Below are 13,529 nucleotides of genomic sequence, written 5' to 3'. Positions count from 1 at the left end.
CAACTTTTATATCATATAAACAATCTTACTCTCCAAAAGAGCAATTTTTGGTAAATAAAGAAACATTTCACCAAGTAAAAAATTTATAAAAGCAATGAAAGTGAAAAGGTTAAACGATTATATGGTACTATATACTTCTTATTAAGAAACAATCGCAAAACAATTATAGTATCAAACGGTCATTACTGTGGATTAATACTTTAAGTGTTCTAACATATACATAAAATAAATACTCTAAAAAGATAAAAAGAAATGATATAGTGTATAATTTAAGACTGTTTATTCTGAACATTCTGTTTCAGAATCATCACTTTCAGCCAATCCAGATTCTGACTCGTTAATACATTCAACTGAAACTACCTTTTCATCCTTTGCAGTAAAGAAGATCATGACACCTTTCGTTGCACGGCTAGAAACTCTAATACCTTCTACAGGAACACGAATAAGCTGACCTCCATTAGAAACCAACATAATCTGATCCTTCTCTTTCACAGGAAACGCTGCAACCAATGCTCCAATTTCTTCTGTCTTTGAAAAATCAGTAACACGTATACCTTTTCCTCCACGCCCAGAGATACGAAAATCATAAGAAGATGATCTTTTACCAAAACCTTTTTCTGAAATAGTTAAAATAAATTGTTCACTTAGTTTTAATTGATTATAACGCTCTTCAGAAAGAATATTCCCTTCAGTTATTTCATCATTGTTGATAAAATCACTTTCTTCAACTTCACTGATAGAAGAACGACGCTCAGCTGCTACACGTTTTAAATAAGCACTACGCTCCCAAGGTTCAGAATCCACATGAGAAATGATAGCCATAGAGATAACACGGTCACCTTCAGCTAATGAAATACCCCTTACTCCTACTGAATTCCGTCCAGAAAATACACGCACATTAGAAACTGGGAATCGAATACACTGACCAAATTCTGTTGTTAGCAAAACATCATGGTCCTCAGTACAAGTTTCTACTGAAACAATCTCATCATTTTCCTCCAATTTCATTGCAATCTTACCATTACGGTTCACATGCACAAAATCAGATAATTTATTTCGCCGAACAGTACCAGGTGTAGTGGAAAACATAACATCAAGATTTACCCAACTTGCTTCATCTTCTGGTAAAGGCATAATTGTTGTCATACGTTCACCTTGTTTCAAAGGCAGAATGTTAATTAAAGCCTTGCCACGAGACTGTGGCATACCTACTGGTAAACGCCAAACCTTTTCTTTATAAACAACTCCTAAAGATGAAAAAAACAATACAGGAGTATGTGTATTGGCTATGAACAAACGCGTTACAAAATCTTCATCGCGCGTTGCCATACCAGAGCGCCCTTTACCACCACGACGCTGTGCACGATATGCAGAAAGAGGAACCCGCTTAACGTATCCTAAATGAGAAACAGTTACAACCATGTCTTCACGTGCAATAAGATCTTCATCATCCATATCAGGAGTATCATTGATAATCTCTGTACGACGTGGAGTACCTAGTACATCTCGAATCTGAAGAAGCTCATCCTTTATAATACCTTGTATACGCGATTGTGACGATAAAATATCCAAACAATTCTTAATTTCTTTGCTAAGTTCATTCAATTCTTCTTTAATTTCATCACGTCCAAGATGAGTAAGTCTTGCCAAACGGAGTTCAAGAATAGCTTTTGCTTGCTCTTCTGACAGATAATACAAACCATCTTCATTAACAAAATGGCGTGGATCATCAATTAATCTAATTAAACTTTCAATATCTTCTGCAAACCAACTTCTATTCAAAAGCTCTTTACGTGCAGAATCCGGATTAGGAGCCTGGCGAATAATGCCAATGATAACATCAATATTAGCGACTGCTATAGAAAGACCAACCAAGATGTGCGCTCGTTCACGCGCCTTATACAAGAGATATTTTGTACGTCTACTAACAACTTCTTCGCGGAAAACAAGAAAAGCTTTCAACATCTTTATAAGAGTGAGCTGTTCAGGTTTTCCACCACTTAAAGCCACCATATTAGCACTAAATGATGTTTGAAGAGGAGTATAGCGGTATAATTGGTTAAGAACAACATCAGAACTAGAATCACGCTTTAACTCAATTACAACTCGATATCCTTGCCGATTTGATTCATCTCGAAGATCAGAGATTCCCTGAATGCGTTTATCCCGAACCAACTCAGCTATCTTCTCAATCATCGCTGCTTTATTAACTTGATACGGAATTTCTGTGATAACTATTTGTTCCCGATCTCCTCTCATTTTCTCTACGTGAGAACGCCCTCGCATCATAATTGAACCCCGTCCGGTTTCATAAGCAAGCTTCGTTCCATAACGACCTAAAATTATACCTCCTGTAGGAAAATCTGGTCCAGGAATAATACGCATCAAATCAATTAAATCAATCTCAGGATTAGAAAGAATTGCAATACAACCATCAATAATTTCGCCTATATTATGAGGAGGAATATTGGTGGCCATACCCACAGCAATACCGCCAGCTCCATTGACAAGCAGATTTGGAAATTTCGCAGAAAGAACAATGGGCTCCTGAAGGGAGCCATCATAATTTGCCCTAAAATCAACCGTATCCTTATCAAGATCTTCTAGCAAAAAATGTGCTGACTTTTGTAAACGGCACTCAGTATAACGTTCAGCTGCCGGGGGATCTCCATCTACTGATCCAAAATTACCTTGTCCATCAATCAAAGGTAATCGCAGAGACCAATCCTGGGCCATACGAGCCAAAGCATCATAAATAGGAACGTTACCATGTGGATGGTATTTACCCATTACATCGCCAGTAACTCGTGCACACTTTACATATTTTTTATTCCAATCTATCCCTAACTGCATCATGCCATAGAGTATACGACGATGCACAGGTTTCAAACCATCACGCACGTCAGGCAATGCACGAGACACAATCACACTCATAGCATAATCAAGGTATGATCGTTGCATTTCTTCTATTATTGATACAGGATAAATGCCTTGTGGATATTTCTCACCACCGAGTATACTTCTTTCAGTCAATGGATTTCACGATCTTTAGATTTTATAGAAAAATTATCATAATTTGCAGAATGCTTGACTAAGATGTCATTAATCAAACTAAAATAAAACATCTATATACATCCGAATATATAGATAACAATAAAAAACATTATACCAAAACTCCAATATAATAAACCAGAAAACTATAAAAGAGTATTTTTGATACAAATAATATTAAAGAACTGGTATACTAAAATTAATATTTTAAACTACTAAAATGGTATCTCGTCGTCAAGTTCATTCGAAAAAATATCGTCTCTTCCTTCACGATCCAACGTACTGCCTCCATTAACAGAATTTTCTCCAAATTCATCATTACTTTTCATATATCCTGAACTACGATTTTTATTAAAGTTATTATTTTCCCCTCGTGTATCAAGCATAGTAAGAGTTGAATTAAATCCCTGCAATACAATCTCAGTGGTATAACGATCATTGCCATTTTGATCTTTCCATTTTCTAGTTTGCAGTTGACCCTCAATATATACTTTAGAACCCTTAGTTAAATATTGCTCGGCAATCTTACACAAACCTTCATTAAAAATAACGACATTATGCCATTCTGTTTTTTCACGACGTTCATTTGTATTACGATCTCGCCAAGTCTCTGAGGTAGCAATACGAATACTCACTATCATCCGTCCGTCTTGCGTGCGCCGTATTTCAGGATCTGCACCAAGATTGCCTATAATAATAACTTTATTTATACTACCTGACATCTCATAAATCCTATTTACAACTACGTACTATTCTATAATATCATATTCAATGAATATTACTCTATTACAATCTCATATCTTTTGCTAATCTATGATATATGTATCATTAGTCTTAATCTCAACTCTATATATTTATTGAATCAACTTCATATTACTTAACATTAACAATAATATTACATTTGAAACAATTTCCTTTATGAGCCAGATAAAAACTATTTCTATTCGCGGTGCCCGTGAACATAACCTGAAAAATATTAATCTCAATTTGCCACGCAATAAACTTATTGTTATCACCGGCCTTTCTGGATCAGGGAAGTCTTCTTTAGCCTTTGATACAATCTATGCTGAAGGGCAAAGACGCTATGTCGAAAGCCTTTCTACATATGCCCGACAATTTTTAGAGATAGTAAAAAAACCAGACGTTGACCGTATTGATGGTTTATCTCCAGCCATTTCTATAGACCAAAAAAATACTTCACACAATCCACGTTCTACTGTTGGTACGACAACTGAAATCTATGATTACATGCGATTACTTTTTGCTCGTATAGGCATAGCTTATTCACCTGCCACCGGACTTCCTATAGAAAGCCAAACCGTTAGTCAAATGACTGACCGTATCCTGTCACTAGACCATGGAACGCGTATTTATATACTTGCACCTATAATACGTAACCGAAAAGGAGAATATAAAAAAGAACTCTCAGAATTATCTAAAAAGGGATTCCAACGTGTTAAAATTGACGAACAATTTTACCAAATTGACAACGTTCCCTCTCTTGATAAAAAATACAAGCATGACATAGACGTAGTCATAGATCGTATCGTTATTCATGAAAATATTAAAGTCCGATTAGCGGATAGCCTCGAAACCTGTTTACGTTTGAGTCATGGTTTGGCTGTTGTCGAGTTTATTGACAACAAATCGTCTTATGATCAAATTAATAACAAAAAAAACCAATCTATTCTTTTCTCCGAAAGATTTTCTTGCCCTCTTTCCGGTTTTAATATTCCAGAGATAGAACCACGTCTTTTTTCTTTTAATAATCCAGCTGGAGCATGCAATGATTGCGATGGTTTAGGGAAGCACCAAAAAATAGAAGAAACTCTTGTTATCCCAGATCCGGAATTACCATTGAATAAAGGAGCTATTGCAGCTTGGCCTCAATCGTCATTGTATTACCAACAAACTCTAGATTCACTTGGAAAAGCTCTCAATTTCAAGATTGAGAGTAAATGGCGTGATCTTCCAGAAAAAATTCAAAAAAATCTCCTCTATGGAACATCCGAAAAGATCCCGTTTAATTATATTGATGAAGAAGGTTCGTATACAACTAGAAAAAAATTTGAAGGGATTATCCCTTTATTAGAACGTCGTAAAAAAGAAACTGATTCTCAGTCTATTCGAGAAGAAATTGAGCGTTACACATCATCAGCTCCTTGCTCTTCATGTAATGGTTATCGTTTGAAACCAGAAGCTTTGGCAATAAAGATAGACCAAAAACATATTGGCGAAATAGCAAATATGTCGATAAAAGAAGCTGTGTCTTGGTTTGACACATTAACAGAGAAATTAACAAAAAAACAATGTGACATTGCAGATTCTATTATTAAAGAAATTAAAAACAGATTAAACCTTCTTGATAAAATAGGTCTCAATTATCTAACCTTATCCCGCAGTTCTTTAATGCTTTCAGGAGGAGAAAGTCAACGTATACGTCTTGCTTCACAAATAGGTGCAGGATTAACAGGAGTTCTTTATGTACTTGATGAACCTTCTATAGGTCTTCATCAACGTGATAATGCGCGTCTTATCAAAATTCTTAAGCATCTCCGTGATATAGGAAATACAGTCATCGTTGTTGAGCATGACGAGGATACTATCCTTGCTGCCGATTATATTGTTGATATAGGCCCGGCTGCCGGCATAAATGGAGGTCAAGTGGTAGCAGCAGGTTCTCCCTCAACGATTATAGAGGAAGTATCTTCTATTACTGGACAATATTTATCTCGAAAAATCACTATTGAAGTTCCAAAGGATCGCCGCAAACCAGATCCAGGCCATACAATAAAAATCGTTGGAGCGCGTAGTAATAATTTAAAAAATGTTACCGCTTCTATTCCACTTGGTTTATTTACTGCTATCACTGGTGTTTCCGGAAGTGGAAAATCTACTTTTCTTATATCTACTCTTTATAAAATAGCTTCACGACATGTAATGGGCAGCCGAGATATTCCTGGTATTTACGATCAAATCACAGGACTCGAAAAGATTGATAAAGTTATTGAAATTAATCAATCCCCTATTGGACGAACTCCTCGCTCTAATCCAGCAACCTATGTTGGTGCCTTTACAACCATCCGAGAGTGGTTTAGCAATCTACCAGAAGCTAAAGCACGTGGATATCAAGCAGGACGTTTTTCATTTAATATCAAAGGCGGGAGATGTGAAATTTGCAAAGGTGATGGCGTCACTAAAATTGAAATGCATTTTTTGCCTGATATCTATATTACATGTGATGCCTGTGGTGGACAACGTTATAATCGTGAAACCTTAGAGATTACTTTTAAAGGAAAAACAATTTCTGAAGTACTGTCTATGTCTGTAGAAGAAAGTCTTGATTTTTTTTCATCTGTTCCTGCAATACGAAATAAGTTACAAACATTAAAAGATGTTGGGCTAGGTTATATTAAAATTGGGCAACAAGCCACAAGATTATCTGGTGGAGAAGCACAAAGAGTTAAACTTGCTAAAGAATTATCAAGATCTGCAACTGGAAGCACGCTTTATATTCTTGATGAACCAACAACGGGCCTACACTTTCATGATGTAGCAAAATTACTAGAAATCTTACATTCATTAACCAGTCAAGGAAACTCTGTTGTTGTTATTGAACATAACCTGGATGTTATAAAAACTGCTGACTGGATTATAGATTTTGGGCCAGAAGGTGGAAACGATGGCGGTGAAGTAATTGCTTACGGGAGCCCAGAAGACATTATTAATGAACCTCGTTCTCACACAGGCTTCTTTCTTAAGACGTTACTCAAAAAAAATGAATAAAAGCTTCAAAAAGAATTAAATTTTCTTTTTACTCTGGTAAACATTGGATAGATTGAATTAAATCCTCTGCAGTCATAGTTTTTCCTGCAAAATATGCTGCTTCACCATGTCTCCATACAGCAGCAGCAGCAGCTTCAAATGCAGGAACTCCTGTTGCAAGATGCGCTCCAATAATACCAGACAAAATATCTCCTGAACCAGCAGTTGCTAAATTAGAAGATGCATTGGTATTAATTAGAACACGCCCATCAGGTCCAGCAATTACTGTATCTCCTCCTTTATAAACAATAACAGCACCAGAACGTATAGCAGCAGCTTTAGCTTTATCAATTTTACCTTGGGAAGAAGCCGCAATATCAGGAAAAATTCTAGAAAATTCTCCTTCATGTGGTGTCATTACTAATCTTGTTGTTTGTTTATTAAAATAAGAGAACAATAATTCTGGACAATTCTGAAAAGCAGTAATCCCATCAGCGTCTAAAACTAAAGGATATAAGGATAATAATGCTACAAAACGCCGCGCTTTTTCTAGATCACCAAATCCTGGACCTAAAACAAAAGCCGATAATCGTCTTTGATCGCTTAACCAAACATTCAAATTATCTTCTGTATCAATCACACGTAACATTACAGCAGTAAGAGACGACGCATTAATATTGAGTGCAGATGATGGAACGGCTAACGTGACAACACCTGCCCCAGATTTTAACCCAGCTTGTGCAGCAAGACGCCCCGCACCCGAAGATGATTCTTTCCCAGAAAAAACTCCCAAATAACCACGCTGATATTTATGTATATCAGGCCGCAACTTTGGCATAACATCTTTCCATAAAGAAGGCGTGTTTTCACGTATTCCCTGCCAAGCTGACAACAAAAATCTATGTGGAATACCTATATTGACAATTTCAATGACACCACACAGATCTCGACCAGGCAATAAAACATGCCCTGATTTACGCGTCATAAACGTTATACTGTAAGAAGCACGAAAGGAAAATCCTCTTATTTTTCCTGTTTCTCCACAAACTCCTGAAGGAAAATCAACAGAAATTACAGGAATTTTATAACTTAAAGTCAATCTTACAACATTAACAGCCTCAGTAGGCATATCACGAGATAATCCACCGCCGAACAAAGCATCGATTACAACATCTCCAGGAACAGGATACCATTGATCCAATGGTAACGGTGTCACAGGACATATGGAGCGTGCATGTTTACAATCATCAGATAGTTTATCATGCCCCAATCTGTAAACAACCACAGGCATACCATGTTCAAATAGTATCTTAGCAGTGATATAACCATCTCCACCATTACCACCTGGACCACAAAAAATAACGTATCGACAAGCTTCAGGGAAAAGACGTAAAGCTGATTCAGCAACAGCTTGCCCAGCTTTCTGCATTAAAGTCCAACTATCAATATCACAGACACGAGCTGCTAACTGCTCTGCTTTCAACATTTCTGATGGAGTAAGAAAAATCTCTGAAAGTGAACCCAATAGAGTGCTCCCCCTCAACAAAAAGCAGCAAAGAGACTATAATTATATACAAGTATTCAAAATACTCAATAAAAAATTGCAAGCTTTTTATAAAGAACAATCATTGGAAGTATACACTCTGAAATTCAAATATTACGCCTTACTTTCAAAGTGTATAATGTTCTTCAATAACAATACCTTATAAAGGTTCTCTTTTGTGATTGATGTGATGCCACCAAAAAACAGCTATGCAAAAAAATAAAAATAATAATCATCAATAAAACAAATCTAGATAATCTATAATAACTTATCATTTTAAACTTTTTCATCCCTAAAATTTTTAAAAAATTAATTTACAAATACCAAAATAAAAAAATTGAAGATCGTATCTCAAAAAAAAAACACTTCTGAGATTATGCACTGAAATCCACATTCACTACTCAATATAATGTAGCATCTTCTTACGATCTTATATAGTTTTCTCTAGTCAAAAAGTCAAAGCTATTTTAGTCGTACCAAATGAAATAATCATTAAACAAAGAGATTGATATTTTGGCGTGAAAAATATTCAAACAAGAAAAGAAACAAATTTCAACGATTTTTCAAAGGTTAGTCCTCAAAAAGATGAAATTAAAATCATTTTAAAACAATCAATTCTGTTTAGTTTCCTAAAAATAAAATTTACAAAAAATTATCTTTAATAACAATATTTTTCAACACTCATTGCAGGCCTTAATCAAGTTAAATATACAAATGTATTGACGATAGAGATTTTTCAAGACAAATTGAAAGTACAGCAAAAAATAGAGGAAATATCGTAGACACTACCTATACAAAAAAATCTAAAATTCAGTATTACATTATCAAGTCAACATGAAAAGAGGATTACCATGACTTATAGTGCTTCTGATCTTATAAATCAGATAAAAGAAAATGACGTAAAATTCTTAGACCTACGTTTTACAGATATGAAAGGCAAGTTTCATCATATCACTCTAGATACTTCTATTATAGATGAAGAACTTTTATGCAACGGAATTGTTTTTGATGCTTCATCAATTTTAGGATGGAAAGATATTAATCAGTCTGACATGTTGTTAAAGCCTGATATCAAAACAAAACATCTTGATCCTTTCTTTGCTCAATCAACTATGGGCATTATTTGTGATGTGTACGATCCATCCTCTAATACTCCTTATAATCGTGATCCTCGTTATATAGCAAAAAAAGCTGAAGATTATCTAAAAAATACAGGTATAGGAGACGTTTTTTTTGTTGGACCAGAAGTTGAATTCTTTGTATTTGATACCATAAAATACAACGTTACTCCTTATAGTTCTGTATTTAAGATAAATTCTTCAGAATTACCGATTGATATTGACGATGACAGCTCTAGAGAAAATTCAGGTCATCGACCGACTCTTAAAGGCGGTTATGTACCCCTTTTCCCTCAAGACAGCTTACACGACATGCGCTCTGAAATGCTAACGTCCATGAAAAAAATGGGACTGTGTGTAGAAAAACATCATCATGAAGTCAGTCCTGCACAACATGAACTTGGATTAAAATTCGATACACTTTTATGTACTGGTGATCATGTACAGATATACAAATATATAGTCCATCAAGTGTCCAATTGTTATTGTAAAACAGCAACCTTCATGCCAAAACCTATATCATCTACCAATGGCTCAGGTATGCATATAAACATGTCAATCTGGAAAAAAGATCAACCTGTTTTTGTTGGAAACCAAGAATGTGGTCTTTCTGAAACTTGCCTTTATTTTATAGGAGGTATCATCAAACACGCTAAAGCTCTTAATGCATTTGCCAATCCTTCAACGAACTCTTATAAACGTCTGGTATCAGGCTATGAAGCACCTGTACAATTAGTGTATTCAACACATAATCGCTCTGCTGCCTGCCGTATTCCATTTGCAACACATTCCAAAACAAAACGTATCGAAATCAGATTTGCTGATCCAAGTGCTAACCTTTACTTAACAGCTGCAGCAATGTTAATGGCTGGCCTCGATGGTATAAAAAATAAAATACATCCTGGAAAACCAATAGATAGGAATATTTATAATATGCCTCCAGATGAGATAAAAAATATTCCTCGAGTTTGCAACTCATTACGCGAAGCTCTTGAGAGCCTTAACAATGATCGGGAGTTTCTCAAAAAAGGTAATGTTTTTGATGACGATCAGATTGATTCCTTCATTGAACTTAAAATGGAAGAAGTCATTCGTCTAGAAATGACACCACACCCTCTGGAATTTGAAATGTATTATTCATCTTAACTTTCATAAACCTCTCTTTAGACGCATAATAGGTCATCTGTAAATTACAAAGATACTTATTATGCGTCTTTTTTTAATTTATGAAACAATAAAATATTAACCTTAAAAGATTTTAAATAAGATTGGATGTAAGAATATTAAATCAATAAGAAAGGCATATTCATATGAAAGTTCAGGAATTTGGTGATAACCTTAAACCAAATAACAAACTTTTTAAAAAATGTCCAAAGCAATGTATCATTATATTTGCTAGCAACAACAAAATCAGTCATATGACAGTATATCCCTGGATGATCAAGATAAGCTGTTGCTTACTCACGGCACTAACAATTACATTTCTTATAACAATATCTTATCTTATTTTACACGATGACCTAATGGCTGCTATTACAGCTCATCAAACACAAGTCGAATACGACTATGAAGATCGTATTGCGGCTTTAAGAGCACAAGTAGATCGTATTACTTCTCGCCAGCTCATGGATCAGCGTTTAATTGAAGAAAAAGTTAATACCCTTATAGCCCATCAAGATGCTCTGAATGCACGTAAACCTATTCTAAAAAATATGCTTCTTTTAAAAGAAACAAATAATACAGATAAGGATCTATTAAAATCTAAACTCGCTGACATTATTAATGATAACAATCATTCTCCCTATATTCTCAATCAAGAAGAAACAGTTGGAAACCGTATTGATTACAAATTTTCTAAATTAACACTTTTTCTTAAAAAAGCAGAACAACAACAAAATAAAGAAATTGAGCTCTTTACCAAAAAAACAGAAGAAATGACACATGACATTTTTTCTATTCTTGAAAAAATTGGATTAAACACTGAGTTTAGAAAAAGCTCTAGTGCTGTTGGTGGTCCATTTTTAATTCCTGAAGAGGATCAACCTCTATCCCCTTTTGAAAAAAAGAAATTTCATAACCTTGATCACGCACTCCAAGAATTCTCAAAAATACAAACTCTTCTATCCCCAATGCCACTAGAGCATCCTGCTGAAGGAAAGTATATTACCAGTGGCTTTGGAAATCGCATTGATCCTTTTTTTAAGAGAATAGCAATGCATTCAGGAGTAGATTTTCTTTTTCTGAAAGGAGAACCTGTAATTGCTACCGGTAATGGAAAAATCATTTTTGCAAATCCTTCAGGAGGATATGGAAATCTTGTAGAGATAGAACATGGAGCAGGAATTACAACACGCTATGGACACTTATCTCGTATTCTTGTTAAAAAAGGAGATATAATTAAAGCTAAGCAAATTATAGGACTGGCTGGCTCTACAGGACGTTCAACTGCAACGCATTTACATTATGAAGTTCGTATATACGACAAAGCGATTAATCCCTTAGAGTATATTAATGCAGGAATAAAATTAAGAAAATATTTGAACCCAATCATTCAAGTTTTTTAAAATTAAAAAAACATATTGATTTTAATCTTTTTTCATATACACTGGAGTTTTATTATTTGTTAGGGTGTAAGTAAAACCCTTATCGTTCATGAAGTTTTCTGATCTTGGTTTAAGTCTTAAAGTTATTAGTTCTATTGTTGATTCAGGGTATGTTAATCCTACTCTTATTCAAGAAAAGGCTATTCCTTTGATATTACAAGGTCATGATGTTCTAGGGTTAGCACAAACAGGTACTGGCAAGACAGCATCTTTTGTTCTTCCTATGTTAACTATCCTTGAAGAATCGCGTGCACGTGCACGGATGCCACTTGCTCTTATATTAGAACCAACTCGAGAACTCGCTGCACAAGTCGCGGACAGTTTTGAAAAATATGGAAAAAATCATAAGCTAAATGTCGCATTACTAATCGGAGGTGTGTCCTTTGAAGAGCAAAACCGTAAATTAGAAAGAGGTGTTGATGTTCTAATATGTACGCCAGGACGAATGCTTGACCATTTCGAGCGTGGAAAACTGCTTATGAGTGGTATTAAAATACTCGTTATAGATGAAGCAGATCGAATGCTTGATATGGGCTTTATTCCTGATATTGAAAATATTGTTAGAATTATATCATCTACACGACAAACTCTTTTATTTTCAGCCACAATGTCTCTAGAGCTGCAAAAAATTTCTAAAAATTTTTTAAGAAATCCAAAAACAATTGAGGTTAATCCTTCTTCATCTGCTGCCAAAACTGTAAAACACTGGTTTGTTGCTGCACATTCAGAATCTTATCAAAAAAGAGTTGTATTACGCAAACTAATACGCTCTCAAGATGATCTAAAAAATGCAATTATATTCTGCAATCAAAAAAAAGATGTCACAAGTCTCTTCCGTTCCCTTAATCATCATGGATTTTCAGTATGTGCTATTCATGGAGATATGAATCAAAGAATGCGTATGAAAATACTGGATAACTTTAAAGAAGGAACTATCCAGCTTATGGTGGCTTCTGATATAGCAGCTCGTGGCCTTGATATTCATGATGTAGGACATGTTTTTAATTTTGATGTTCCAATTCATGCTGAAGATTATATTCATCGGATTGGGCGTACAGGACGAGCAGGACGCCATGGTAAAGCATTTACTCTTGTAACACATAAAGATATAAAATATTCTGATGTAATTGAAAAATTAATAAACGAAAAAATTGAATGGTTAAATGGTGATCTATCAACCCTTATAATGCCTTCAGATTCAGAAAAAAACACTCCTAAAAATATATTTTCAAAAAAGAAAAATAATATACATGAAAGCTCTCAGAAAAATCACTTAGAAAATTCAAAAATTGAAGCAAGTAATGTACAAAATATCTCATCAAGAAAAAAATATAAAAACGAAAATAAGCAAAAAAGTGATATTTTTTATCAAAAAAACGAAGACACACCTTTAGGTTTTGGAAGTGATATTCCTGCATTCATGTTAATTGTTCCTAAAAATTGAATTAC

Annotated in this window: 7 protein-coding genes; 4 read left to right on the top strand and 3 right to left on the bottom strand. The window is 34.8% G+C overall.

Annotated features, from left to right (window positions below; all coding sequences use genetic code 11):
• Positions 1-279: 279 nt before the first annotated feature.
• Together gyrA and B488_RS01885 are read right to left on the bottom strand one after the other, a co-directional pair.
• Entirely contained in the window at positions 280-3,033 is a 2,754-nt protein-coding gene (gyrA, locus tag B488_RS01890) for a DNA gyrase subunit A (RefSeq protein ID WP_015272803.1), read from the bottom strand.
• A 233-nt stretch (positions 3,034-3,266) separates the two neighbouring features.
• Positions 3,267-3,773, bottom strand: coding sequence for a single-stranded DNA-binding protein (locus B488_RS01885; protein WP_015272802.1), 507 nt, complete (start codon positions 3,771-3,773; stop codon positions 3,267-3,269).
• A gap of 196 nt (positions 3,774-3,969) precedes the next feature.
• On the opposite strand from B488_RS01885, the gene uvrA reads away from it, so the two are divergent.
• Entirely contained in the window at positions 3,970-6,837 is a 2,868-nt protein-coding gene (gene uvrA, locus B488_RS01880) for an excinuclease ABC subunit UvrA (RefSeq protein ID WP_015272801.1), read from the top strand.
• Between the two features lie 28 nt (positions 6,838-6,865).
• Here uvrA and B488_RS01875 read toward each other — a convergent pair whose 3' ends face one another.
• Positions 6,866-8,302 carry a bifunctional ADP-dependent NAD(P)H-hydrate dehydratase/NAD(P)H-hydrate epimerase gene (locus tag B488_RS01875; protein ID WP_051012153.1) on the bottom strand — a complete coding sequence of 479 codons (1,437 nt, stop codon included), beginning with the start codon at positions 8,300-8,302 and terminating at the stop codon, positions 6,866-6,868.
• Positions 8,303-9,210: 908 nt separating this feature from the next.
• On the opposite strand from B488_RS01875, the gene glnA reads away from it, so the two are divergent.
• From glnA to B488_RS01860, 3 genes are all read left to right on the top strand, one after another.
• Positions 9,211-10,623, top strand: coding sequence for a type I glutamate--ammonia ligase (gene glnA, locus B488_RS01870; RefSeq protein ID WP_015272798.1), 1,413 nt, complete (start codon positions 9,211-9,213; stop codon positions 10,621-10,623).
• A gap of 164 nt (positions 10,624-10,787) precedes the next feature.
• Positions 10,788-12,041, top strand: a complete 1,254-nt coding sequence (locus B488_RS07390; RefSeq protein WP_041770581.1) for a M23 family metallopeptidase — start codon at positions 10,788-10,790, stop codon at positions 12,039-12,041.
• 88 nt (positions 12,042-12,129) lie between these two features.
• Positions 12,130-13,524 (top strand): DEAD/DEAH box helicase, encoded by a 1,395-nt coding sequence (locus B488_RS01860; RefSeq protein ID WP_015272796.1) that lies wholly within the window; start codon positions 12,130-12,132, stop codon positions 13,522-13,524.
• Positions 13,525-13,529: the final 5 nt, after the last annotated feature.

The organism is Liberibacter crescens BT-1, assembly GCF_000325745.1.
Lineage (GTDB): Bacteria > Pseudomonadota > Alphaproteobacteria > Rhizobiales > Rhizobiaceae > Liberibacter > Liberibacter crescens.
This window is presented reverse-complemented; position numbering and strand designations above follow the sequence as displayed.

What these genes read in the sequence shown, in the direction of transcription:
- B488_RS01885 (WP_015272802.1), bottom strand. Translation starts at nt 3,773, where the DNA reads ATGTCAGGTAGTATAAATAAAGTTATTATTATAGGCAATCTTGGTGCA.
- uvrA (WP_015272801.1), top strand. Translation starts at nt 3,970, where the DNA reads ATGAGCCAGATAAAAACTATTTCTATTCGCGGTGCCCGTGAACATAAC.
- B488_RS01875 (WP_051012153.1), bottom strand. Translation starts at nt 8,302, where the DNA reads ATGTTGAAAGCAGAGCAGTTAGCAGCTCGTGTCTGTGATATTGATAGT.
- glnA (WP_015272798.1), top strand. Translation starts at nt 9,211, where the DNA reads ATGACTTATAGTGCTTCTGATCTTATAAATCAGATAAAAGAAAATGAC.
- B488_RS07390 (WP_041770581.1), top strand. Translation starts at nt 10,788, where the DNA reads ATGAAAGTTCAGGAATTTGGTGATAACCTTAAACCAAATAACAAACTT.
- B488_RS01860 (WP_015272796.1), top strand. Translation starts at nt 12,130, where the DNA reads ATGAAGTTTTCTGATCTTGGTTTAAGTCTTAAAGTTATTAGTTCTATT.